This window comes from Acinetobacter sp. GSS19 (assembly GCF_028621895.1).
Classification (GTDB): domain Bacteria; phylum Pseudomonadota; class Gammaproteobacteria; order Pseudomonadales; family Moraxellaceae; genus Acinetobacter.
In genome coordinates this window covers 1,344,678-1,368,325 of sequence record NZ_CP117520.1, presented here as the reverse complement: position 1 = coordinate 1,368,325, position 23,648 = coordinate 1,344,678, and the positions used below count along the sequence as shown (strand labels likewise).

Genomic DNA, 23,648 nt, shown 5'->3' with positions numbered 1-23,648 from the left:
GAGAACCGCTCTGTTCATTAAATAATGGTGTGGAATATTAGAGAATTTGAGGATTTACTGGCTGATCTACACAATATAAAGCGTATAGGGTTTGCATCAGCTGTAGTACTTTGACATCACAAATCTGATAAAAAATCTGTTTGCCCTCACGGCGTGTCGCAACCATTTCTGCCTTGCGCAGTACGGTGAGCTGTTGGGACAGCGTGGGCTGCTGAATACCCGTGAGCTGTTCAATTTGCTGTACATTTTGTTCACCCTGGCTCAGGCTGCATAAAATCTTCAGACGATCGGGATTAGACAGTGCCTTTAAACAGCTGGTTACGACAGGAACATTACTAAAATCAATATGTCGGTTTGGATTGAAATCTTCCAAATCAAAATTCCTCACGATAGGACTTGATTAATTATAAAAATTATATAATATAAAATTATATATTGTAAAGGTGTTGAGCAATGCACGATTTTCTCCTTGCTTTTATCGGTGGGGCAATACTCGGTCTAGCCGTCGTGGGCTATCTGTATGTTCATGGCAGAATTGCCGGGATTAGTGGTTTGATTGCCCAGGTCATGAATCCTCAGACGCTTTTTAAAACACCAGCGTTATGGTTCCTGCTCGGGCTGTTTGTTGTGCCGTTCTTTTATGGTTTTGTAACTACACCTAATATTGAACTTAGTGCCAGTCCGTGGATGATGGTTGTAGCGGGTTTATTGGTAGGTTTCGGTACGCGCTTAGGCTCGGGTTGTACCAGTGGTCATGGTATTTGCGGGATCAGCCGTCTATCTAAACGTTCGATTGTTGCAACTTTAAGCTTTATGTTTGCCGGGTTTGTGACTGTCTATGTCATTCGCCATCTATTGGGAGGCTTGTCATGAAAAATTTATTGGCCTTTATCTTTGGTGGATTGTTTTCTGTCGGTTTGATCGTATCGGGAATGTCCAATCCGGAAAAAGTTCTAGATTTCCTGGATGTGTTTGGTGACTGGGATGCGAGTCTGGCTTTTGTAATGGGTGGTGCCATTATGGTGGCATTTATTCCTTTCCAAAAAGCTATGCGTAGTCCAAAACCGCAAACCGTATTTCATGAACCGATTGATTTACCGAATAACACACAAATTGATGCCAAATTGGTGATTGGTGGGTTATTGTTCGGTATAGGTTGGGGAATTGCAGGCATCTGTCCTGCACCAAGTTTGACTCTGATTGGTTTGGGTCATTATGAAGCCCTGTATTTTATCCTTGCGATGTTTGCCGGGGTCATGATTCACCGTCAATTGTTAGGAGGCCGTTCATGACGCAGTTAAAACCGATCGTACAAGATTTTTTTGATGATGCCACCAACACCTTTAGCTATGTGGTGATCGATCCAACAAGCAAAAAATGTGCGATTATCGACAGCGTGCTGGACTATGATCCGGCCTCTGCCACCACCACCACTACGCATGCAGACCAGATTATTAAGTATGTGCAGCGTGAAGGCTTGAGCGTACAGTGGATTCTTGAAACGCATGTGCATGCTGATCACATGACAGCATCGCAGTATCTCAAGGAGCAACTAGGTGGCCAGATCGCGATGAGCAACAAAATTGCCGTCGTGCAGGAAACCTTTAGTGCGATTTATAATCTGGACATCAAATATTTTAATTCGCACCAATCCTTTGATTATCTGTTTGATGACTATGAGCATTTCCAGATTGGTGAGCTGCAAGCCTATAACATTCCGACACCGGGACATACACCGGCCTGTCTGAGCTATGTGATCGGTGATGCGGTGTTTGTTGGTGATACCCTGTTTATGCCAGACTATGGAACAGCACGTTGTGACTTCCCGAAAGGTAGTGCATCGATCTTGTTTGACTCGGTACAACGTTTGTATGAATTGCCAGAGCACACGCGTGTTTTTCTGTGCCATGACTACAAGCCGGAAGGGCGTGACCATTACGTTTGTGAAACCGACATCAAAACGCAAAAGACCAGCAATATCCATCTGAAGCAGGACACACCTAAACAGCAATTTGTGGAAATGCGTCAGCAGCGTGATGCCACATTGGCGATGCCGAAACTGATTTTACCGTCGATTCAGGTCAATATGGATGGGGGTAAATTCCCTGAGCCGGAAGCCAATGGTATACGTTATCTGAAGTTGCCTTTTAACTATTTTAACAAGGCATAAAAGGATCATTAAAAGCACAATAGGCTTCTGGATGGTCTTAGGTTATCACTCAAGTGCTTGGTGTAGGATTAATCTTGGAACGACTGAGTCAATCGATTGGCTCAGTCGTTTTATTTTAAGATCATGTATTGCTCAGACAGTGTTTGCAGCAGAGTATTCCCAACGTCATTTCAAGATTGAGTTAAAAAATACTGAATTCATTCAGTTCCACTATTCGTACCTGCAGGATGTGTGAGTTGAATTTCAGAGCAATTTTTTCTTTGCCTCTACACAAAGTGCTGCATTGCGGTATGATGAGTGCGCAGCAGGAGTAAGACAATGAAAAAATTCTTGGTTTTAGGTGTAATGGTGGCATTGGTCGGTTGTGCTGAGAAAAAGCCGCTTACCCCGGAAGAGCAATGGCAGGGCTACTGTAAAAGTATTGGCAATGCAGCACGCTCTATTATGCTGGATCGCCAAAATATTATTCCAAAAGATCAGGCAGTCACACATGCCAATCAGGTTCAGGATCCAATCATCAAAAAAATGGTGATGCAGTTGATTGATGAGGCCTATCAGTATTCTGATGCTGAAGTGAAACAGGATAAAGATACTTTCCGTGAGCAATTTAAGGAAAAAGCGTATCAGCGCTGTTTAAAAACCGCTCATGACAAGATGCCAAATTATAAGCCGTTCTAAGAACGGTTTATTTTTGCGAGCAATAAAATAGCCTAAGCAGATATTGCACATAAATTGTCACATTTAGCTCGATACTAAAAGGTGAAAGTGTCTGATAAATCATCAATAATGAACTAAATTTTAATGATCATAAGGAGCGAACAATGAAAGTGGTAGGTTATCTGCATAATTCAGATTTGCTCTTGGAAGATGAGAAAGGCGTTATGGTCATTGGAGGCAGCCATTACGTTTTAAGCTTGGGGGATCAGGTCGAAATTGATAGTGTGATTGATGAACAGGCCAAGTTATATCAAGTTAAAATTTCTTTCGCCAGTGCAGACCACAGTATGTGGCATGAGGATGAAATTCAGGTGAGATTTTGTGGTGATCGCGAAGCCTTGAAAAGCTATCTTGACGCAACCACGGTTCACTAAAGTGGTATATGGTTTAAAACGAAAACAAGGCAACATGTGTTGCCTTTTTTATGTGTGAAATCCAGTACAAAGGGTAAATGTTGCAAGGTAAAGTGCAAGATTTGAGTATGACCGCTTATTCCATCATCAATATGAACATCATTTAGATATAAAATAACGGGCATCACAAAGAAACACGCTGCTTGCATTAACTTTTAACTGGAATTTTAGTAGAATTTTGCAGTCCATATTGCTTGTGAAGCTTATACAAAGCTGGAATTTACAAGTAATTTTTTAAAAAGAGGAATAAACCGTGCTAGAAGCTTACCGCCAACACGTTGCAGAACGTGCCGCACTCGGAGTCCCACCGAAGCCACTTGATGATGCTCAAACTGCTGAGTTGGTCCAATTATTAAAAAATCCACCAGCGGGTGAAGAAGCATTCTTAGTAGATTTGCTTGAAAACCGTGTTCCTGCAGGTGTTGACCAAGCTGCTTATGTAAAAGCTGCTTTCTTGGCTGCTGTTGCAAAAGGTGAAGCTGTTTCTCCACTTGTTTCTAAAGAACGTGCAGTTTACTTACTTGGCACTATGCTTGGTGGTTACAACGTAGCACCTCTTGTTGAATTGCTAGACAATGCAGAATTGGCTGGCCTAGCTGCTGAAGCATTGAAAAAAACGCTTCTAGTATTTGATGCATTCCATGACGTTGCTGATAAAGCAAAAGCAGGCAATGCAAATGCACAAGCTGTACTTCAGTCTTGGGCTGATGCTGAATGGTTTACAAACCGTGCAGACGTTCCAGAAGAAATCAAACTGACCGTTTTCAAAGTGACTGGCGAAACCAACACTGACGACTTGTCACCTGCACAAGACGCATGGAGCCGTCCAGACATTCCATTGCACGCAAATGCAATGTTGAAAAACGAACGTGATGGTATCAACCCTGAAAAACCAGGTGAAGTTGGTCCATTGAGCCAAATCAAAGAATTGATCGCGAAAGGCAACCAAGTTGCTTACGTGGGCGACGTTGTTGGTACAGGTTCTTCTCGTAAGTCTGCAACTAACTCTGTGCTTTGGTTCTTCGGTGACGAAATCGCGCACATTCCAAACAAAAAAGAAGGTGGTTACTGCCTAGGTGGTAAAATTGCGCCGATCTTCTTTAACACCATGGAAGATGCGGGTGCATTGCCAGTTGAGATCGATGTTTCTAACATGAACATGGGTGATGAAATTACCCTTAAAATCGATCGTGCTGCAGCTAAAGTTACTGCGTTCAAAAACGGCGAGCAAATTGCTGAAGCTGAATTGAAAACTCCAGTACTTCTAGACGAAGTGCGTGCAGGTGGTCGTATTAACTTGATCATCGGCCGTGGTTTGACTGCTAAAGCACGTGAAGCTTTGGGTCTAGCACCATCTACATTGTTCCGTACTCCAGTACAACCTGCTGACTCTGGTAAAGGCTTCACTCAAGCTCAGAAGATGGTAGGTCGCGCATGTGGTCTTCCTGAAGGTCAAGGTGTTCGTCCAGGTACTTACTGCGAACCGAAAATGACAACTGTAGGTTCTCAAGATACGACTGGTCCAATGACTCGTGATGAGTTAAAAGACTTGGCTTGCTTGGGCTTCTCTGCTGACCTCGTAATGCAATCTTTCTGTCACACTGCTGCGTATCCAAAACCAGTTGACGTAACGATGCATCACACACTACCAGACTTCATCATGAACCGTGGTGGTGTTTCTCTTCGTCCAGGTGACGGTATTATCCACTCTTGGTTAAACCGTATGTTGCTTCCTGATACCGTAGGTACTGGTGGTGACTCACATACTCGTTTCCCAATCGGTATTTCATTCCCAGCGGGTTCTGGTCTAGTTGCATTCGCAGCTGCAACGGGTGTTATGCCTCTTGACATGCCTGAGTCTGTACTTGTGAAGTTCAAGGGTAAAATGCAGCCTGGTATCACACTACGTGACCTCGTACATGCGATCCCTTACTACGCAATCAAAGCGGGTGACTTGACTGTAGAGAAAAAAGGTAAGAAGAACATCTTCTCTGGTCGTATCCTTGAGATCGACTTGTCTGAAATGGAAACTGACCTAACTGTTGAGCAAGCATTCGAACTTTCTGATGCTTCTGCTGAACGTTCTGCTGCAGGCTGTTCAATCACGCTTTCTGAAGAGAAAGTTGCTGAATACCTACGTTCTAACATCACCATGTTGAAGTGGATGATCGCAGAAGGTTATGGCGATGCGCGTACTATGGCACGCCGTGTTGAAAACATGGAAAAATGGTTGGCGAATCCAAGTCTGATCAAAGCAGATGCTGACGCTGAATACACCAAAGTGTATGAAATCGACCTTGCTGACATCAAAGAACCAATCCTTTGCTGCCCGAACGATCCAGACGATGCAAAACTTCTTTCTGAAGTTCAAGGCGACAAAATTGATGAAGTGTTCATCGGTTCTTGTATGACTAACATCGGTCACTTCCGCGCAGCGGGTAAACTTCTAGATAAAGTACCAAGTGGTTCATTGTCTACTCGTTTATGGTTGGCTCCTCCGACTCGTATGGACCAACACCAGTTGATGGAAGAAGGTTTCTACAACATCTACGGTAAAGCTGGCGCACGTACTGAAATGCCAGGCTGTTCATTGTGTATGGGTAACCAAGCACGTGTAGCACCGAACACGACTGTTGTTTCGACTTCTACCCGTAACTTCCCGAACCGTTTAGGTCAAGGTTCTAACGTATACTTGGCGTCTGCTGAGCTTGCATCTGTTGCTGCTGTATTGGGTAAACTTCCTACTCCGGAAGAATATCAACAATATGCTGCGCAAATCGACAGCATGGCTTCAGACATCTACAAGTATTTGAACTTCGACAAAATGGAAGAATATACTTCTGAAGCTGGCGAAGTAGATACCAAGAAAATTGCTGCGGCTCAATTGTCTTAATTTATTGAAAAATAATTTAAATTGAGTTAAGAATAAGGGCTGATTAATCAGCCCTTATCTTATTGAGAATAAAATGGAAATAAATAAGCTCTCTGATGTATTTGGTGTGAGAAGTAAATTAGTTAAGTCATATATTGAAAGATTAGAGGTTGATAATGCTTTTAAAGAAGCTATAACAGATGGCAATGAGATTGTAGTATATGGATCTTCAAAACAAGGGAAGACTTCTTTAATTTTAAATAATTTAGAAAGAGATCAATACGTTAAAGTAGAGTGTTCGCCGCAGACTAATAGAATAGATATCTATAAATCGATTTTAAGACAAATGGAAATTACTTTTGTTGAGAGTTCTACTACAACTGATAGTAAAGAAAGTGGTGGTAAAATTAATGGAAGTGGAGGGATTCGAATTCCATTTATTGCTGATGCTAAAGCAGGAGGAGAATTATCAGATAAACAATCTTCCACAACTGCTATTAAAGAAAACTTTATAGGGTATGATTTAAATCTCGCACAAGATGTATCAGAAATATTAAGAAAATTTAAAATTAATAAGTTTTTAGTTCTTGAAAATTTCCATTACTTAACTTTAGAAGTTCAGGAACAGTTATCTTATGATTTACGTGTGTTTCAAGATGAAGGAATAATTTTTATTATTCTAGGTATTTGGAGGGAAGTAAATCGTCTTTCACAATTTAACGGTGATTTGGTAGACCGTATTACAGAAATAGCTGTAGAACCGTGGAAAAAGCAAGATTTTGAAAGAGTAATACAAAAAGGAGAAGAGTTATTAAATGTTGATTTTTCACAAGTTAAGGATGAGTTGATTAATAGCTGTTTTGATAGCGTAGGGGTTGTTCAAGAAGTATGTAAAAATTGTTGTATTGATGCAGGAGTGCTGGAAACATCAAATACTAAGGTTATTATTACACCAAAAAATCTCGAAGAGGCTATTCGTAGAAAAAGTGAAGAATATGGTACAAGACATATTCGGAGTTTTGAATCATTTTCGATAGTTAAACGTAAAACAAGTAATCAAAGTGGTAAACTTGCTTTAGCTTTCCCTTATTATTTTATTAAAGTTTTATTGTCACAAGAATTTTTGTCTTTAGAAAATGGTTTATCTAATACTGAGCTTTTAGAAAAAATTAGATCTGTTCATCATCGAAACCGTGAAGATATAAGATCTAGTGATCTAGCAACATTTTTAAATAACATTACAAAACATCAATTAGACTCTAACATTAAACCACCATTTGTCGATTATGATAGATCAGGCAAAAGAATGAGAATAATTGACTCTACGTTATACTTCTTTTTTAAGCACTGTGATAAACAGGATATTCTTGATCAGTTGCCAGATCCATTTGAATAAATATTGCTATTTTTTATATTTTTAGAACTAAATCCTAGTTATATCTTCTAATTTAAAACATTTGAATCATGATTTTTGGTCCAATTGTCTATCTAAAAAACTATGATTCTTTACATTAATGAAGTATGAGTATTTATTTTTAGACATTAAAAAGCCCCATGGTTAGGGGCTAGTCGTATATAAGTCTGAGCTTATATACTGTAAGAGGCTCATCTCAAACTGAGGCCATTAGAACATAAAAATAGACAAATAGCGAATGTCTAAGCGATTTTTTATTGTGTTGGGATAGGGAACGCGATTACTATTTTCTGCAAGCAATCATCCCTAATAATCAATGAAACTTTTTGCTTGGTCATCTTTTCGTCGTTGGGTCTATAACCATTTAGAAAATGAACAATACGATTCATTTTTCAGTCGTGTCTTAAACTATTTTTTGATTGGTCTGATTGTAACCAATGTGGCGGCTGTCATCTTTGAATCGGTTAATCAGTTTTATCTAGCCTATCAATGGTATTTTGATCATTTTGAATTGATGTCGATTGGGATCTTTTCGATTGAATTTTTGTTGAGACTGTGGAGCATTTCAGAACAGGATGCTGAACAACCTGCTTGGAAGCAACGCCTTCAATGGTTGATGAGCTGGGGAGCAATAATTGATCTCATCGCTATTTTACCGGCATTTATTAATTATTTCGTCCCTTTTGATTTGCGTTTCTTGCGTGTATTGCGATTACTGCGTTTACTCAAACTGACGCGTTATTTTATTTCACTGCAGATTTTACTGGCGGTGATTAAACGAGAAAAAGGCTCCTTCCAGGCGGTGCTCTTTATCCTTTCTATCCTGATTATTATGGCGGCAGGGGTATTGTACTTTGTTGAGCATAAAGCTCAACCTGAACATTTTGGATCTATTCCACAAGCCATGTGGTGGTCTGTGGTGACGCTTACAACGGTCGGTTATGGTGATGTAACTCCAGTCACCGATCTAGGTAAAATACTCGGTGCTATCATTACTATTTTGGGGGTGGGGATTGCCGCTTTGCCGGCAGGTATTTTGGCGACTGGTCTGGCAAATGAGCTGAATTTAAGGAATCAATTATTAGAACAACAATTCAGGGAAGCCTTGTTAAGCCAGAAGGTAGACTTGGTGCGCGATCAGGCCACGATTGAACAGATCCGTCGGCAAATTGGTTTACCTTATCATCAAACCCATGAAATCATTGTGCATTTGATGCGTGAGCATTTAATTGAATCGAATCAAAAATTGAAAAATTTTTCTTATCAGTACTGTCCAAACTGTGGCGAAAAGGTAACGAAAGACACGGATATAGATTCTTGTATGGGATAAACCTGAATGCTCAAGTGATGAACTCATTTGCATCTTCAATTCCTTATTATCTGATCGTGATTTTTTAATCTATTTAAAAAAGAGGGGAGTCTTATTTTTTGATCATTTCATGAATGTTTATTCATTATTTAACTATTTAAGCGATTAAAAATTAAAGAATAATAACTCATTTGCTTTGTATCAGTTTTTCTCAATTATTTTTGAGATATCCCTCACACTTTTTAAGATTCGCTTAAGATTGGCGGATTTAAATGGCTTCCTTGGTAATCGATAATAGGCTCGTTGTGAGCGAGTACGATCTATGAATTTCCCCTTGCTTAAAAAAACAATGCTTGCCCTGGGTATTACATGCTTTGCCTTCGGTGCCAATGCACAGACTACCCCACAAAAACCATCTAGCACTTCCGACCAGTTGATTGTCATCAGTTATCATGAAGTGGTGAGTCATGCAGATCGACCACTCATTCCGAGCTATGCCGTTTCGGTGGAGCAACTTACGCAGCACCTCAATACACTGAAACAACATGGCTATCATTTTGTTAGTGTCGATCAGGTACTGGCAGCACATAAAGGAAAACAGCCATTACCCGAACACGCGGTGATGCTTACCTTTGATGATGGTTACAAAACATTTTATAAAAATGCTTTTCCAGTGCTGAAAAGTATGAAAATTCCCGCCGTGATTGCTGTAGTCGGTAAATGGGTTGAACCGAAAGACACCCAGCCCGTTGATTTTGCGGGAGAGCAACAAGCACGTGACAAGTTCTTGTCCTGGCAGGAAATGAAGACCATGCAGGATTCCGGGCTGATTGAGGTCGCGAGCCATAGTTATGATCTGCATAAAGGCATTAACGCCAATCCACAACATGATTCAGAAGCCGCGGCCATCGTCCATGCCTATCATGATCATACCCATAGTTATGAGAGTGATGCGCAATATAACCAGCGGATTTTCAAAGACCTAAAAACCAATAATCAGTTACTGCGTCAACATGGCTTAAAAAGCCCACGGGTTATGGTGTGGCCGTATGGCCGTTATAATAGCTTTGTGGTGAAAACTGCAGCTCAATTAGGCATGCCTATTACCATGACGCTGGATGATGGGATCAACCATGTGCAGAGTTCACTCGGTGCTTTAACCCGTGTGCTGGTCGATCGGGATATGGATGCCAAGGCGCTACAAACTGAAATTCAAAGCCGCCAGTTGAATCAGACGGATAACAACCGACCACAGAAAATCATGCATGTTGATCTGGATTATATCTATGACAAAGATCCGGCACAGCAAGAACGAAATTTGGGTGTGTTACTCGACCGCATTAATGCCATGAAGGTCAATACCGTCTATTTGCAGGCATTTTCGGATCCGGATGGTAATGGCTCGGCAGATCTGGTGTATTTCCCGAATCGTCATATTCCGTTACGTGCTGACTTGTTCAATCATGTGGCCTGGTCTATTCAGACGCGTACAGCAGTCCGCCGCGTCTATGCCTGGATGCCGATTATGGCCTGGGAATTTCCTAAAAATGAGCCTGCTGCACAGGATCGGGTTGAAACTGAGCAGGGACCACAGCAAGACCGTTTGAATATGGGTTATTTGCGTGTCAGCCCATTTTCACCACGAGTGCGCCGTGTGGTCACAGAGATTTATCAGGATCTCGCGAAATCTACCCCATTCAACGGCTTGCTGTTCCACGATGACATGACCTTGTCAGACTATGAGGACGTCAGCCCGATTGCGAAAACGGTGTATGCACAAAACGGCATGTCGACTGATTTTGTAAAAGTGCGACAGGATGACCAGCAATTACAGAAATGGACGGCATTTAAAACCAGTTATCTGGATAATTTTGCGAAAAGTCTGGTGACTGAAGTACGACGTTATCAGCCATTTTTAATGACTGCCCGTAATCTCTATGCACAAGTAGCACTTAAGCCCTATGCGGAGAACTGGTACTCGCAATCCTTGGAAGAATCCCTTAAGAACTACGACTTTACTGCCATCATGGCCATGCCGTATATGGAAAATGTCGCGCAGCCTGATCAGTTTTACGCAGAAATGCTAGACCGGGTGAAACAGTATCCTGAAGGTTTGAAAAAAACCGTATTTGAGTTACAGACGGTGGACTGGCGCAACCAGCAAAAAATTCCATCGACTGAAATTGCCAACACGATCAACAGCCTGTATCAGCAGGGAGCAATTCATGTGGCCTATTATCCGGATGATCCTATTCAGGAACATCCGGATCCAGCGATCGTGAGTAAGGCTTTTGATCAGAAAAGTAACAGCATGGTGCCATAAAGGATATTCTCATGTTTTTAACCTCGCTGTGGAAAACCATTCTTGGTTTCAGTTTTTATTACCCTATGCTTATGGCCTATTTATGGATGATTGGCGCCTTGAGCTTTTACCGTACCGAACGCAAACAGCCGGATTATGATCAGCCGCCTGCACTTACAGAAACCCCGAAGGTTGCAGTGCTGATCCCGTGTTTTAATGAAGAAGATAATGCTGAGGAAACGCTATTATACGCGTTGGCACTGGATTATCCCGACTTTGAAGTAATTGCGATTAATGACGGTAGTTCGGACAATACTGCAGCAGTTTTGGATCGCCTCTGTCTGGAACATGAGCGTTTAAGGGTGGTGCATCTGGCAGAAAACCAAGGTAAGGCGATGGCGCTACAAGCTGGTGCCTTGGTGACCGATGCAGAATACCTGATCGGTATTGATGGTGATGCCTTGCTTGATCCGCATGTTGCGACCTGGATGGTTCGTCATTTTATCGCGGATAAACGGATCGCAGCCGTGACGGGTAATCCACGTATCCGAACCCGCTCAACGCTGATTGGCCGTATTCAAGTTGGTGAGTTCTCCTCAATTGTAGGCATGATTAAGCGTGCCCAGCGTAGTTTCGGTCGACTTTTCACGGTTTCCGGGGTGATTACCGCTTTCCGTAAAACCGCTTTGCATGAGGTGGGTTATTGGTCAAGCGATATGCTGACAGAAGACATTGATATTAGCTGGAAATTGCAACGTGCCGGTTGGGATATCGAATTCGAACCGAATGCTTTGGTGTGGATTTTGATGCCTGAAACTTTACAAGGCTTATGGAAGCAACGCTTGCGTTGGGCGATGGGGGGTGCACAGGTTCTGGTTAAAAATATTGATGCCTTGTTTCAACCCAAGCTGAATTTTTTATGGCCGTTACTTATTGAAATGTGCTGTACGCTGCTGTGGGCTTATTCACTTTGTTTGATTGTCCTGATATGGCTGTTACAGCTGATTTTACCGGCACATAGTTTGGATCTGGTGGCAAGTTCACCCGTGTTACCTGCCGGAAGTGGGCTGTTTTTAGGTTTGACCTGTCTGGTGCAGTTTGTGATCAGTAAATGGATGGACAGTCGTTATGAGCCATACTTGCTGCGTAATATTTACTGGATGATCTGGTATCCGTTTATTTTCTGGATCATTACATTGTTCGCTTCGATTGTGGCATTTCCGAAAGTTCTACTGATGGGTACTGGCCAGCGTGCACGCTGGGTCAGTCCAGACCGTGGTATTCGTGTCTCAACTTCGGATGAGAAGGTGGCAAGATGAGTGCAAAATTGATTATTAATCTACGTCATCAGTTGCCTTGGTATCGTAGATATCTTTCCAATACCACGACAGCCTTGTTGTGGATGGGCTGGATTGGTTTATGGAAGCCGCTGTTGGTGGTCGCGATGGGCTTTATCGCGATTCATCGCCCACATTTATTTGAACAGGTATTGGGTGCGATTAGTATTCAGCATTATCTGGTGATTCTGTTTGCTTGCGCGATTAGTTTGTGGATGTGGGCAACTTATATCCCGGCAAAGCGTGTGCAACATTTGAACCGCTATAATAGCCAGGACTATGCCAATTTTTATCAGCTTGATCATGGCGTGCTGACCCAGGCGCAGGGGGCAAAAAATCTGACAGTTTTTCATAATCAGACTGGAAAAATTGTGGATCTACGTGCCAATGTCACCGTCAGTAAAGATGGTGAACCCCATTCATCTAACTAAGCAGCGATGAAGTCAAAGCTCTGCACTCTGCAGGGCTTTTTTTATATCACTTTATTTCTTTAGTTTTGAAGCTGAGGGAATGTTCAGGGTGAGGAGTCGTTCTTACCAGTATAGATGTCAATTGATGCGACTATTGAGTTGCTGTCGTTGCTGATTAGAGGGGCTTTACGATTTTGATGTGTAGTATTACTAGAACGGATGAGTTTGAGTAAACATTATTTATTTTTGCTATGTGAGCAACAAAAACAGGAGAGATTCTGTTCGAGATCTCTTTTGAGCTTTAAAAAATTTTAGAACGCTTTGTGATGTTAAAAGAGGGTGATCATTGGACAGCAAAATCAACCAAACAAATCACGTTGTCACCACCAACTTGGCGCGCACCTGTTGCGCCATTTTACCCTCTGTGTGAACGCCATCTGCGTTTAGCCGTACCTACTAGTCCACACCACCAACACCTAAATCATCAAACACTTGAGCATAAATCTGAAAATTCCAACGAGTCAGGATTGGCTTGAAGCGGAGTGTGATCTGTAGCATAGCCACAGTGTTCTATGGGTTTCTCTGCTTAGGACCACAACCTTAATGGAGTGGTTTAATGCCTTAGCACGATCCACTTATGCTATTAAATCAAAAAAAACAGTTTTAAATTTTTGAGCTGAATTTAATTCAAGAATTAAGTAATGATTATTTGCAAAAGACCATTTGATTATTTCCAGTGCATCGACGTCTGGACAGCAGGGTGTACGACCACGTGCCAGATAGAATTTCGGATCTATGGAGTTTAATTTCTCAGCATCTTTAAAACAGCAGAGATGGTGCTTACGCATACTGAATACATTAAGATGCTGTCATAACATACAGAATTTCTAAAAATTAATAAGTGTAGACCTGCATCAATCGGGTCTATTTAGTTCGATTTTGGCTGCAATACGGGGATCACCTCCGATATTGGTATTAAAGCCATGACAAGAACCGATTCTGCTTATGCATTGTTGGGCATAGGATGCATGAGAAATTAAAGTGAAACTGACTAATTAAATCTATGCTATATTGAGTTAAATTCATTTTTATTATGCTGTTATGTTGGAACTTCGACATCTTAAAACACTTTTGGCTTTACGAGAGCATGGTTCGCTGGTGGCGGCTGCCAATGATTTATGCCTGACGCCCTCTGCCATTTCTCATCAGTTGAAAGAGCTTGATCATTGGTATGGGGTAGAAGTGGTAAACCGCAGAACCCGTCCGGTGACTTTTTCTAATGTCGGACAGCGTTTGCTGAAACTGGCAGATGATGTCTTGCCACAAATCCAGATTGCACAAACCGATATTGCTCGAATTGTGCATGGTCAAACCGGTCGTATTATTTTTTCTTCTGAGTGTCACAGCTGTTTTGACTGGCTGATGCCATTGCTGAACCAATATCGTCAACAATACCCGGATGTGGATCTGGATTTTGCTTCCGGTTTTGAATCGAATCCGCACGAACTGTTGCAAAATGGTGAATTTGATCTGTTGATTACAGCCGATCCGATTGCCCTGAAGGGCATTGAGTACTTTCCGATTTTTGAGTATGAGTCGCGTTTGGTGCTTTCCAATACCCATCCCTTGGTGCGTACTGAGCGGATTACCGTACAGGAGCTCGCAGAAGAGACGCTCATTACCTATCCGGTAGACAAGCATCGACTCGACATTATGGCGCGTCTGTTTTTACCTGCAAATATCCAACCTAAACAGATCCGCACCACAGATTTAACCCAGATGTTGATTCAGCTGGTTGCGAGTGGCCGAGGGATTGCAGCCTTGCCGGATTGGGTGGTCAATGAGTATGAACAAAAAGGATGGGTGACCAGTCGCCGTCTGGATTGTGTTTCACCTCAAGGTTTGCGACGTACCTTATATGCGGGTTATCGTAGCGAAGATCAGGACAAAAGTTACTTTGAAGGTTTTTTAAAGCAACTGGATAAGTTCTCGCAGAAACGTCATCAATACTATCCGGCTTAGTGATGCATTTGGTGTTTTTTGGTTTACGTGATCATTACATTAAAATTGAGATTAGGTTATGAGCTCAAGATTTTGTTATTCATCGTAAAAAACAATTTAATGATCAGAATAATGACTAAAAAAATACTGGGTCTTTGTTAAGCTGAGAGGCATCACCAACAAGGAAAAGTGACGTGTCTCAGTCTAAATGGATGAGTAAAGATCTGTGGATTATTGTGGCGGGCTTTGTGGCTGCCATGCACATTGGTAAATTGCCTCCCGCAGTCCCAGTACTGCAGGCTGAGTTGGGAATTTCGCTGGTTCAGGCGGGATTCCTGTTATCGCTGGTTCAAGGGGCGGGAATGTTGTTTGCCCTGACACTTGGCAGTTATACGGAAAAAATTGGCCTGAAACGTTGTATTGTGCTGGGCTTGCTGTTGCTCAGCATGGGCAGCTATCTGGGGAGTCGCTCGCACAGTATCAATTTGATGCTACTGTTACGTGTTATAGAAGGTTTCGGTTTTTTAATCGTGACCCTGAGTACACCTGCCTTGATCCGTAAACTGGTACCGGTGGAAAAACTACATGTCCGTATGGGGCTATGGAGTGCCTATATGGGCGGCGGGATGGGGATTTCACTTTTTATCACTCCATTTTTATTGCCGTATTGGGGCTGGCAGGGTGTCTGGATCGGGTTGGCAGTGTTAAGTGCCGTACTTGCGATCATTATTGTCAAAGTCATCCCACATTTGCCTACCCAGCAGCATGAACAGGTTCCGGTTGCTGAATTGATTAAAATGACCTTGCGGCATCCACCTGCTTGGATCTTGGCTGGGATTTTTGGGGTCTATGCGGGCCAGTGGTTAAGTCTGGTGGGTTTCTTGCCTACCATTTATCAGCAAAATCAACTCAGTCTGCAGCTTGCGGGCGCACTCACTGCCTGTGTCACCATCGCCAATGCGGTTGGAACTTTTATCTGTGGCCTGTTACTGCAACGGGGTTTATTGCCTAAAACTTTAGTACAAAGTGGTTTTGTCGTTATGATGCTGTGTACGCTGGGTTTTTATCTGTTTAAGGATCAGTTGCCATTTCTCTTGCAATATTGCTTGGTCTTTGCCTTTTCTTTGTTTGGTGGTCTTGTGGCGGCGATTGTCTTTTCTCAGGCCTTACGCTTTGCCGCTCAACCGATTGCGATTAGTACCACCGTCGGTTTGGTGTTGCAGTTCTCTGCAACGTCTCAATTTGTTTTACCGCCGACCGTTGCGGTGATTGTTTCCACGACACAGAGCTGGTTTTGGGTGGGCATCTTGATGGCGGTTTTTTCGATCATCGGCATACTGCTGAGCCAGAGGTTATTTAGCCGTTATGGATAAATAAACACAGCTAAATTTGGCTTAAGACTTGCCGATTAATAAAGATAAAATCCCGGCGGCGATTAGTGGACCGACCGGAACACCACGTAGTAGGGCAACACCAGCAACCGTCCCAATCAGCAATCCAGCGACCACATTAGGTTGATGGCTCATCAGGCTGACACCCCGTGCCCCTAACCAGGCGACACCGACACCCACGGCAATCGCGAGCAGAGATTTCCAGTTGAGAAAGGACTTGAGAATAGCTTCTCCTGGGATTGCACCGCTGGCAATTGGGGTCAGGACTGCAACCGTCAGGATTAGAATTCCCAGATGCAGGCCATACTGCTGGATGTAGGGAAAAAAATCGTGGAGTAGCGTGATGCGTACAATAATTAAAATTGCAGCGGCTAGGGTAATAGTGGAATTGTGACTGAGAATACCGCAGGCTAGCAGAATAATCAGCACGATGAGGTTTAAGTCAAGATGGGAGAGCATAGCAAAGCAAAAACTCTGGTTTGAGCGACAGAGACAGAATTGTACGCCTTTTTACCGAGCTTGTACGGATGGGATGACTTCTGGCGGAAACGGTATACAATGCCTGCTGTTGATTTTGATGATGGGGCTGAACATGCTGTTGGAAAAAATGTTGCAATCGCAAGGATTTGGTTCGCGTAAACATTGTCAGCAGTTAATCAAAAATGCAGCAGTCACTGTGGACGGTCAAGTCTGTACGGACATGAAACAGTCGATTCAGCCTTATCCCGAAATGCCCTTTACTGTGTATGGAGAGACCTATCATTACCGTGAAAAGGTCTATATTGCACTGAATAAACCGCAAGGTTATGAATGTTCACACCAGCCTTTGCATCATCACAGTGTTTTTGATCTGTTTCCTGAAGTTCTACTCAATCGGGGATTGCAGTGTGTCGGACGTCTGGATCAGGATACCACCGGTTTATTGCTGCTGACCGATGATGGTGCCTTTTTACAAGCCTTAACCCATCCGCGTAAGCATGTGGCGAAAGTTTATCATGTGACCACGGTAGACCGAATTGGTGAGGTGCAGATCCAGCAATTACAGGTAGGTGTCGAATTGCGCAACGAAAAAGGACTGTATGCTGCAACTGATGTCATCCGATTATCTGACTATCAATTAAGCTTGACCATTCATCAGGGTGTCTATCATCAGGTTAAACGCATGTTGGCCGCCGTAGGTAATAAAGTACAAGCCTTACACCGCCAGCAAATTGGGGCTTTAAGTTTGAATAGCTTAAATGAAGGGCAATGGATTTATTTGACAGAAGAACAGGTCAATCTGGCCAAAACCCGGGCTAGCGAATAAAGCAATGATAGGTCTGGAATTCGCCATCTTGAATAAATCCCATTTTTTCATATAACTGTTGCGATTCAGTATTGGTTTTATGGGTTTCTAAGGTGATGCGTAAAGCCTCCTGCTGGCGTGCAAATAAAATCGCCGTATCGATCAGCTGCTTGGCTGAACCTTGACGCCGGTAAGCAGGGGTGACATAGACATCATCGAGAATGTAATAATTTGAACAGGCTACCGAAGAGAAACCAAGATACAGTACGACAAAGCCAGTAATGAGTTCATCTTTCACATGGATAAAAATGACACTCTGCTGATTGTGAAAACGTTGTTGTAGAAAATCGAGCGATTTTTCCAGATCAGATGAAGCACCATAAAATTGGCGGTATTCATCAAACAAGACAGCCAGTTGAGGTAAATCTTCAGATTCAGCTTTACGAACAATCATGGTGTGCTTCCTGCAAGACTATTTTTATTCTTTACAGAGCATAACCAAAAAATGAGCACTAAAACGTTATAACTTTGTTTACGCGAACAGTGACATTAAAACGTCAAAATTAACGGTTGTCGGTTTCACTGAGTAACGCATTTAATTCTTCAAACAAGGCTTCGTGTTCATCATCCAATCCAGACGTTGAAACTTTAGCTTCAGATTTTGCCTTTCGCATTTTCAATAACTGTTCCATATTGATGTTCTGGTTTTCTATTGCGAAAGGAATGGACTTGGTTAATACGACTTGTTTGAAAAACAAACGTACCGCTTGTGCCGGTGTAATCCCCAACTGTTTAAAGACCGCGAAGGCTTGTTTTTTTTCTTGTGAATCAAGTCGGACTTGATAAACCTCTGTTTTTCGCATGAATTTTAAACCAAAAGAATAAGAATTTTTTCAGACTTTATTTTAAACAATCACGATGTAATTTCAATGATCTGAGCAAATTAAAGTCTGTTAAATGTCATTACAATATCATTTCAATGTGAGTTCAAAATTGGAGTAAAAGTGCATGATCTGACCAGTGACAGGATCTGGAAAGGAAATTTCTTTGGCGAGAAGTTGTAAAGGGCAGGAAAAATCATCCTCGGCTTTATGCTGCACCTCCGGGTAAAGTGGATCATTCTGGATTGGAATATTTAAATGATTCAGATGTACCCTTAACTGATGTTGTTTGCCGGTATGTGGTGAAAGCCGGTATTTGGCCCAGCCATTGTGCTGTTCTAATAATTCTATATGGGTTTCGCTGTTGGCTTCTCCTTCAACCACCTGCATGGTGTAAAAAGGCTGACCTTTTTGCATTCTGAGCTTTATGGTTTGAGGAAAAGGTAAGTCTGCACGGTAGCCTGCAATCGCATGATAGATTTTTTTTACTTGTCGCTCTGCAAACAGCTGCTGATACAGCCCGCGACTTTGCGGCCGTTTGGAAAACAGGACGACACCAGCAGTTTCACGATCCAAACGATGGATTGGCGTTAAATCGGCATTGTTGGTTTGTTTTTTCAGCCGCACGAGCAGGGTCTGTTGTACATACTGTCCGGTGGGACTCATCGTTAGAAAGTGTGGTTTATCAACCACCAGCAGATCATCGGTTTCATGCAGAATCTGATGTTCATAAGGAACCTCGATTTCATGCGCCAGAAAGCGGTAGTAAAACACATGACTATTGCCCTGATAGGGACTGTTTAGCTGGAGCTGGTTTCCTGCAGCATCATAAATGAGGTGATCATGAAAACGCTGTTGCCACTCTGCCGGATCTATATGGGGAAATTCCTGACACAGATACTCGAATACGGTGTGTACTGAAACCAGGGATTGCGGTGGTAGGTGCAGTTTGCTGGCGCAGACCCCATCAAGCATCGGAGGAGTGAAATCAGTGTTTAGCATAGTAGGAGAATCAAGTATTCATGGGAAATGGCTTCGCCTAAAAAAGCTGGACAGTTGCACTGGAAAAGATGAAAAAAGCCGCAATCTTAACCGGCAACATAGGCTTTAAAGTCTCGCAATGCTATCATGTTTGTAATTTTGAATCATGTTGTGAGTGATATGCAGTATTCATTGAAAGTCATCTTAAACAATGAACAGGATACCCAAAATCTGGCACAGGTTTTGGCACAGCATTTTACTTCCGGCGTGATTTATTTGATGGGGGATCTTGGGGCAGGCAAAACGACGCTGACCCGACATTATCTGCACAGTTTGGGGCACCAAGGCTCAGTGAAAAGTCCGACCTACACCTTGGTGGAACCTTATCAGGTCAACGGGCGTGATATTTTTCATTTTGATTTGTACCGCTTGACGGATCCCTATGAGCTGGAATTGATGGGTATTCGCGATTATCTGGAAACGCCGAATGGTCTGTTTCTGTTTGAATGGCCATCTAAAGGTGGTGATGAGATTCCAGCGGCTGATCTAGAAATCGATCTGCAGAAAACTGCAGAAGAAACCGGACGTGAAGTCACGTTATCCATGGATTCAGAAGCCTTATACCAGCGTCTGCAGGGTGCTTTACATGCAGTTTGAGCAAAATACTGCTGAACGTCGTATTCATACGCTTGATCCTGCACTGGCCAACCAGATTGCTGCAGGTGAGGTGATTGAGCGCCCGGCATCCGTGGTCAAGGAGCTGTTGGAGAATTCGATTGATGCCGGTGCGACCGAGCTGATTATTCGGGTAGCGCAGGGTGGTAGCACGCTAATTGAAATTATTGACAATGGTCGCGGGATTCATACGGAAGATTTGCCGCTTGCCGTGATGCGCCATGCGACCAGTAAAATCCAGAGTGCTGAAGATTTACAGGCGATTGTCAGTCTCGGCTTTCGCGGGGAAGCCTTGGCTTCGATCGCGGCTGTTTCACGTTTAACGCTGACCAGTAGCCAAGATGACTCTGGCATTGGTTATCAAGTTGAGGTCAATGGAACGGCTTTTACTCATCAGCAGGTACAGGCGGTTGCCACGCAAAAAGGCACACATATACGTGTACAGGATCTGTTTTTTAATGTGCCTGCACGGCGTAAATTCTTAAAGAAACCCAGCACTGAATTTGGCCATATTGAAGAAATTGTCCGCCGTTTGGCATTAACCCATTTTGATATTCGTTTTGTTCTAGAACATAACGATACGATCCGTTTAAATCTGCCGGTTGCAGATAGTGGTGAGCTGCGGTTTCAGCGGGTTCAGCAACTGTTGGGACGTGCATTTACCGAAAATGCGTATTGGATTGATGCTGAAAGTATCAATATGCGCCTGTCTGGTTGGCTAGGGCATCCATCCGATGCACGTGCACAAGCAGATCTGCAATATGTCTATGTGAATGGTCGGATTGTCAAAGATAAAACTTTATCCCATGCGCTCCGTATGGCGTATGACGGGATCTTGCATGGTCATCAGCATGCCGCCTATTTGCTGTTTTTGCAGGTGGATCCGGAAAATGTCGATGTCAATGTGCATCCGACCAAGCATGAAATCCGCTTTTTGAATCAGCGTGAAGTGCATGAATTTGTGCGTCATTATGCCAAAGAAACCTTGGCACAATTTCAAACCGCAACTGCTGATTTAGCACAAGCATTAAAAATTGAAACCGAACAGACAGCGCAAACAGCAATCCAACCGCGGTTTCAAGAGCAATTTCAACTCCATCGTGTAGCGGATCTGCCTACCGATGCACCGCTGGAGAAACAAGAGGCTTCAACGGAGTTGTTAACTGACTTTCAGGCCAGCCAAGTACGGTCAGTGGCCTATCAGCCACAACCCTATACAGGGGCTTCGGCTCAACTGAATAATGCTTTAAAAAGCTATCTTGCACCGCTGCGAACAGAGGAAACATCTGCAGCACCTACTATGCAACAGGCGGAAGAGCCATCACATCAGGTTGATGAATTCCCGTTGGGCATCGCGATTGCCCAGTTACATGGCATTTATATTCTGGCACAAAACACTGAAGGCCTGATTATTGTAGATATGCATGCTGCGCATGAGCGGATTGTATTGCAGCAAATGAAACAAGCCTGGGATAAACCCGAGTTCTGGATCTCTCAACAATTGTTGATTCCAAAAGTAATACCGATTAGCCGGATGCAAGCGGCGCGGGTGGATGAGTTGAAACCTCAGTTACAACGGCTTGGATTGGATATTGATCAGTATGGTGATGAGCAGGTAGTTGTACGTGGAGTGCCAGCGATTTTACATAAGGCTGATTTTGCTGCATTGATTCCAGAGTTACTGGCTGATCTTGACCCCCGTGATGAGGCACACGCCTTATTGCAGAAACGTGATCATATTCTGGCTGGAATGGCCTGTCATAGTGCTGTTCGTGCGCATCGTCAGTTGAGTTTGTCCGAAATGAATGCCTTGTTACGCCAGATGGAACAGACTGAATTTGCCAGTCAGTGTAATCACGGCCGGCCAACCTGGCGTGCTTTCCCATTGGCACAATTAGATAAATTATTTGCTCGAGGAGAGTAAGCTTCTATGTCAAATCAATTGCCTGTCATTAACTTGATGGGGCCAACCGCAAGTGGTAAAACCGCATTGGCATGTGAGCTTTATGAGCGTGGTCAGTTTGAGCTGATTTCCGTCGATTCGGCTTTAGTGTATCGGGATATGGATATCGGCACAGCAAAGCCAAGCAAGCAAGAGCAGCTGCAATATCCGCATCACCTCATCGATATTATTAGTCCACTCGAAGTATACTCTGCAGCCCAGTTTGTAGAAGATGCTTGCCAACTGATTGATGCCATCCATCTACAAGGCAAAATTCCAGTGCTTGTGGGTGGAACCATGTTGTATTTCAAAGCCTTATTAGAAGGCTTGTCCAGCAATTTGCCAAGTGCGGATTATGCGGTACGTGCTGAAATTGAGGCAAAAGCGGCAGCGGAAGGCTGGGAGTCGGTATATGCAGAATTGGTGGCAGTCGATCCATTGGCAGGTAACAAATTTAAGGTGAGTGACAGACAGCGGATTATTCGTGCACTTGAAGTGTATAAACTGACCGGCCAACCGATTACAAAATTACAGGCAGAACAGCCTAAAAATCAGCCGTATCGTTATACATTTCATAACTATGCATTGATGCCCGATCGGTTAGAATTACATAAACGTATTGAACAAAGATTACACAAAATGTGGGAAATCGGTTTTTTAAATGAGGTAGAGTCAATCATTGAAAAATACGATTTAAATGTGGATTTACCCTCAATGCGTGCGGTAGGCTACCGTCAGGTGTTCGAATTTTTATTAAAAAGCGATAAAAGTCAGAAAAAACAGCAAGAAATGGAAGATAAGGCACTATTTGCAACACGACAACTGGCCAAACGTCAATATACTTGGTTACGTTCTTTGCAAGAACTGCACGTTTTTCAAACTTATGAGACGATTGAGCTAGCGCGACAAGACTTGCGAAACTGTTACGGATAAAGCAAAATTTAACAACTATCTTTTTATAAATTTTAACTGACACATAAAGATAGTTTTTTTTGCGCTGATTTTTAATTTTTTTTTGGAGTTATAAAATGTCTAAAGGTCAAACTTTACAAGATCCGTTCTTGAATTCTCTCCGCAAAGAACGTATTCCTGTTTCTATTTTCCTTGTGAACGGTATTAAATTACAAGGTCATATCGAGTCTTTTGACCAATACGTTGTATTATTAAAAAATACCGTAAGCCAAATGGTTTACAAGCATGCTATTTCAACTGTTGTGCCAGCGCGTAATCCACGTCCAGCGGGTGCTCCAGCAGGTGCACAAGGTGGCTTTGGTGGTCAGGGCGGTGGCTTTGGTGGTCAAGGCGGTGGCTTTGGTGGTCAAGGCGGTGGCTTTGGTGGTCAAGGCGGTGGCTTTGGTGGTCAAGGCGGTGGCTTTGGTGGTCAGGGCGGTGGCTTTGGTGGTCAGGGCGGTGGCTTTGGTGGTCAAGGCGGCTTCGGTGGTCAAGGTGGCTTTGGTGGCCAAGGCGGCTTCGGTGGTCAATCAGCACCAAGCTTCGACAACGATACTAAATTCGAAGACACTCAAGACGATGACAATAATCGTTGAG

At 43.1% G+C, this 23,648-nt stretch carries 24 protein-coding genes; 18 read left to right on the top strand and 6 right to left on the bottom strand.

Annotated features, from left to right (window positions below; translation table 11 throughout):
• Positions 1-37: 37 nt before the first annotated feature.
• On the bottom strand, positions 38-373 hold the full coding sequence (locus PGW99_RS06590; RefSeq protein ID WP_273776791.1) for an ArsR/SmtB family transcription factor: 336 nt from the start codon (positions 371-373) through the stop codon (positions 38-40).
• A gap of 80 nt (positions 374-453) precedes the next feature.
• On the opposite strand from PGW99_RS06590, the gene PGW99_RS06585 reads away from it, so the two are divergent.
• The 11 genes from PGW99_RS06585 to pgaD all read left to right on the top strand — a co-directional run bounded on the left by PGW99_RS06585 (position 454) and on the right by pgaD (position 12,965).
• Positions 454-873 (top strand): YeeE/YedE family protein, encoded by a 420-nt coding sequence (locus tag PGW99_RS06585; protein WP_273776790.1) that lies wholly within the window; start codon positions 454-456, stop codon positions 871-873.
• Entirely contained in the window at positions 870-1,292 is a 423-nt protein-coding gene (locus PGW99_RS06580; RefSeq protein ID WP_273776789.1) for a DUF6691 family protein, read from the top strand. Before PGW99_RS06585 ends, PGW99_RS06580 begins: the two co-directional genes overlap by 4 nt.
• Entirely contained in the window at positions 1,289-2,170 is an 882-nt protein-coding gene (locus tag PGW99_RS06575; RefSeq protein ID WP_273776788.1) for an MBL fold metallo-hydrolase, read from the top strand. The genes PGW99_RS06580 and PGW99_RS06575 overlap by 4 nt, the downstream gene beginning before the upstream one ends.
• Before the next feature lie 318 nt (positions 2,171-2,488).
• Positions 2,489-2,848, top strand: coding sequence for a hypothetical protein (locus PGW99_RS06570; RefSeq protein ID WP_273776787.1), 360 nt, complete (start codon positions 2,489-2,491; stop codon positions 2,846-2,848).
• 143 nt (positions 2,849-2,991) lie between these two features.
• On the top strand, positions 2,992-3,261 hold the full coding sequence (locus PGW99_RS06565) for a hypothetical protein (RefSeq protein ID WP_273776786.1): 270 nt from the start codon (positions 2,992-2,994) through the stop codon (positions 3,259-3,261).
• Positions 3,262-3,553: 292 nt separating this feature from the next.
• Positions 3,554-6,193, top strand: a complete 2,640-nt coding sequence (locus tag PGW99_RS06560; protein WP_273776785.1) for a bifunctional aconitate hydratase 2/2-methylisocitrate dehydratase — start codon at positions 3,554-3,556, stop codon at positions 6,191-6,193.
• 73 nt (positions 6,194-6,266) lie between these two features.
• A complete protein-coding gene (locus PGW99_RS06555) occupies positions 6,267-7,568 on the top strand; it encodes a hypothetical protein (protein WP_273776784.1) in 1,302 nt (433 codons plus the stop codon).
• A gap of 334 nt (positions 7,569-7,902) precedes the next feature.
• Positions 7,903-8,916 (top strand): ion transporter, encoded by a 1,014-nt coding sequence (locus PGW99_RS06550; protein WP_273776783.1) that lies wholly within the window; start codon positions 7,903-7,905, stop codon positions 8,914-8,916.
• Between the two features lie 301 nt (positions 8,917-9,217).
• A complete protein-coding gene (gene pgaB, locus PGW99_RS06545; RefSeq protein ID WP_443098187.1) occupies positions 9,218-11,218 on the top strand; it encodes a poly-beta-1,6-N-acetyl-D-glucosamine N-deacetylase PgaB in 2,001 nt (666 codons plus the stop codon).
• Between the two features lie 11 nt (positions 11,219-11,229).
• On the top strand, positions 11,230-12,516 hold the full coding sequence (gene pgaC, locus PGW99_RS06540; protein WP_273776782.1) for a poly-beta-1,6-N-acetyl-D-glucosamine synthase: 1,287 nt from the start codon (positions 11,230-11,232) through the stop codon (positions 12,514-12,516).
• Positions 12,513-12,965 (top strand): poly-beta-1,6-N-acetyl-D-glucosamine biosynthesis protein PgaD, encoded by a 453-nt coding sequence (pgaD, locus tag PGW99_RS06535; RefSeq protein WP_273776781.1) that lies wholly within the window; start codon positions 12,513-12,515, stop codon positions 12,963-12,965. The genes pgaC and pgaD overlap by 4 nt, the downstream gene beginning before the upstream one ends.
• 614 nt (positions 12,966-13,579) lie before the next feature.
• Here the strand turns inward: pgaD and PGW99_RS12415 are convergent.
• Positions 13,580-13,792 (bottom strand): hypothetical protein, encoded by a 213-nt coding sequence (locus tag PGW99_RS12415; RefSeq protein WP_443098186.1) that lies wholly within the window; start codon positions 13,790-13,792, stop codon positions 13,580-13,582.
• 253 nt (positions 13,793-14,045) lie between these two features.
• Between PGW99_RS12415 and PGW99_RS06530 the strand changes: the two genes are divergently transcribed.
• Both PGW99_RS06530 and PGW99_RS06525 read left to right on the top strand, forming a co-directional pair.
• Complete coding sequence (locus tag PGW99_RS06530) at positions 14,046-14,966, top strand: LysR family transcriptional regulator (protein WP_273776780.1); 921 nt, start codon at positions 14,046-14,048, stop codon at positions 14,964-14,966.
• Between the two features lie 173 nt (positions 14,967-15,139).
• Complete coding sequence (locus PGW99_RS06525) at positions 15,140-16,318, top strand: MFS transporter (protein WP_273776779.1); 1,179 nt, start codon at positions 15,140-15,142, stop codon at positions 16,316-16,318.
• Between the two features lie 21 nt (positions 16,319-16,339).
• On the opposite strand, the gene PGW99_RS06520 is transcribed toward PGW99_RS06525, so the two are convergent.
• The gene (locus PGW99_RS06520) at positions 16,340-16,795 is read right to left on the bottom strand and encodes a DUF441 domain-containing protein (protein ID WP_273776778.1); all 456 of its coding nucleotides are present in this window, start codon (positions 16,793-16,795) and stop codon (positions 16,340-16,342) included.
• A gap of 133 nt (positions 16,796-16,928) precedes the next feature.
• Here PGW99_RS06520 and PGW99_RS06515 point away from each other — a divergent pair, with 133 nt between their 5' ends.
• Positions 16,929-17,642, top strand: coding sequence for a pseudouridine synthase (locus tag PGW99_RS06515; RefSeq protein ID WP_273776777.1), 714 nt, complete (start codon positions 16,929-16,931; stop codon positions 17,640-17,642).
• Here PGW99_RS06515 and PGW99_RS06510 read toward each other — a convergent pair.
• From PGW99_RS06510 to PGW99_RS06500, 3 genes are all read right to left on the bottom strand, one after another.
• A complete protein-coding gene (locus tag PGW99_RS06510) occupies positions 17,632-18,075 on the bottom strand; it encodes a GNAT family N-acetyltransferase (protein ID WP_273776776.1) in 444 nt (147 codons plus the stop codon). The two genes, PGW99_RS06515 and PGW99_RS06510, sit on opposite strands and share 11 nt — an antisense overlap.
• 109 nt (positions 18,076-18,184) lie before the next feature.
• Positions 18,185-18,484, bottom strand: coding sequence for a type II toxin-antitoxin system RelB/DinJ family antitoxin (locus tag PGW99_RS06505; protein ID WP_273776775.1), 300 nt, complete (start codon positions 18,482-18,484; stop codon positions 18,185-18,187).
• Between the two features lie 108 nt (positions 18,485-18,592).
• Complete coding sequence (locus PGW99_RS06500; protein WP_273776774.1) at positions 18,593-19,504, bottom strand: RluA family pseudouridine synthase; 912 nt, start codon at positions 19,502-19,504, stop codon at positions 18,593-18,595.
• A 159-nt stretch (positions 19,505-19,663) separates the two neighbouring features.
• Between PGW99_RS06500 and tsaE the strand changes: the two genes are divergently transcribed.
• The 4 genes from tsaE to hfq all read left to right on the top strand — a co-directional run bounded on the left by tsaE (position 19,664) and on the right by hfq (position 23,647).
• On the top strand, positions 19,664-20,140 hold the full coding sequence (tsaE, locus tag PGW99_RS06495) for a tRNA (adenosine(37)-N6)-threonylcarbamoyltransferase complex ATPase subunit type 1 TsaE (protein ID WP_273779454.1): 477 nt from the start codon (positions 19,664-19,666) through the stop codon (positions 20,138-20,140).
• Positions 20,130-22,082 carry a DNA mismatch repair endonuclease MutL gene (mutL, locus tag PGW99_RS06490; protein ID WP_273776773.1) on the top strand — a complete coding sequence of 651 codons (1,953 nt, stop codon included), beginning with the start codon at positions 20,130-20,132 and terminating at the stop codon, positions 22,080-22,082. The genes tsaE and mutL overlap by 11 nt, the downstream gene beginning before the upstream one ends.
• Positions 22,083-22,088: 6 nt before the next feature.
• On the top strand, positions 22,089-23,033 hold the full coding sequence (miaA, locus tag PGW99_RS06485; protein ID WP_273776772.1) for a tRNA (adenosine(37)-N6)-dimethylallyltransferase MiaA: 945 nt from the start codon (positions 22,089-22,091) through the stop codon (positions 23,031-23,033).
• Between the two features lie 95 nt (positions 23,034-23,128).
• Complete coding sequence (gene hfq / locus PGW99_RS06480; RefSeq protein WP_273776771.1) at positions 23,129-23,647, top strand: RNA chaperone Hfq; 519 nt, start codon at positions 23,129-23,131, stop codon at positions 23,645-23,647.
• Position 23,648: the final 1 nt, after the last annotated feature.

Coding starts and splice junctions, on each gene's coding strand:
- PGW99_RS06585 (WP_273776790.1), top strand. CDS start 454: ATGCACGATTTTCTCCTTGCTTTTATCGGTGGGGCAATACTCGGTCTA.
- PGW99_RS06580 (WP_273776789.1), top strand. CDS start 870: ATGAAAAATTTATTGGCCTTTATCTTTGGTGGATTGTTTTCTGTCGGT.
- PGW99_RS06575 (WP_273776788.1), top strand. CDS start 1,289: ATGACGCAGTTAAAACCGATCGTACAAGATTTTTTTGATGATGCCACC.
- PGW99_RS06570 (WP_273776787.1), top strand. CDS start 2,489: ATGAAAAAATTCTTGGTTTTAGGTGTAATGGTGGCATTGGTCGGTTGT.
- PGW99_RS06565 (WP_273776786.1), top strand. CDS start 2,992: ATGAAAGTGGTAGGTTATCTGCATAATTCAGATTTGCTCTTGGAAGAT.
- PGW99_RS06555 (WP_273776784.1), top strand. CDS start 6,267: ATGGAAATAAATAAGCTCTCTGATGTATTTGGTGTGAGAAGTAAATTA.
- PGW99_RS06550 (WP_273776783.1), top strand. CDS start 7,903: ATGAAACTTTTTGCTTGGTCATCTTTTCGTCGTTGGGTCTATAACCAT.
- pgaB (WP_443098187.1), top strand. CDS start 9,218: ATGAATTTCCCCTTGCTTAAAAAAACAATGCTTGCCCTGGGTATTACA.
- pgaC (WP_273776782.1), top strand. CDS start 11,230: ATGTTTTTAACCTCGCTGTGGAAAACCATTCTTGGTTTCAGTTTTTAT.
- pgaD (WP_273776781.1), top strand. CDS start 12,513: ATGAGTGCAAAATTGATTATTAATCTACGTCATCAGTTGCCTTGGTAT.
- PGW99_RS12415 (WP_443098186.1), bottom strand. CDS start 13,792: ATGCGTAAGCACCATCTCTGCTGTTTTAAAGATGCTGAGAAATTAAAC.
- PGW99_RS06530 (WP_273776780.1), top strand. CDS start 14,046: ATGTTGGAACTTCGACATCTTAAAACACTTTTGGCTTTACGAGAGCAT.
- PGW99_RS06520 (WP_273776778.1), bottom strand. CDS start 16,795: ATGCTCTCCCATCTTGACTTAAACCTCATCGTGCTGATTATTCTGCTA.
- PGW99_RS06515 (WP_273776777.1), top strand. CDS start 16,929: ATGCTGTTGGAAAAAATGTTGCAATCGCAAGGATTTGGTTCGCGTAAA.
- PGW99_RS06510 (WP_273776776.1), bottom strand. CDS start 18,075: ATGATTGTTCGTAAAGCTGAATCTGAAGATTTACCTCAACTGGCTGTC.
- PGW99_RS06505 (WP_273776775.1), bottom strand. CDS start 18,484: ATGCGAAAAACAGAGGTTTATCAAGTCCGACTTGATTCACAAGAAAAA.
- PGW99_RS06500 (WP_273776774.1), bottom strand. CDS start 19,504: ATGCTAAACACTGATTTCACTCCTCCGATGCTTGATGGGGTCTGCGCC.
- tsaE (WP_273779454.1), top strand. CDS start 19,664: ATGCAGTATTCATTGAAAGTCATCTTAAACAATGAACAGGATACCCAA.
- mutL (WP_273776773.1), top strand. CDS start 20,130: ATGCAGTTTGAGCAAAATACTGCTGAACGTCGTATTCATACGCTTGAT.
- miaA (WP_273776772.1), top strand. CDS start 22,089: ATGTCAAATCAATTGCCTGTCATTAACTTGATGGGGCCAACCGCAAGT.
- hfq (WP_273776771.1), top strand. CDS start 23,129: ATGTCTAAAGGTCAAACTTTACAAGATCCGTTCTTGAATTCTCTCCGC.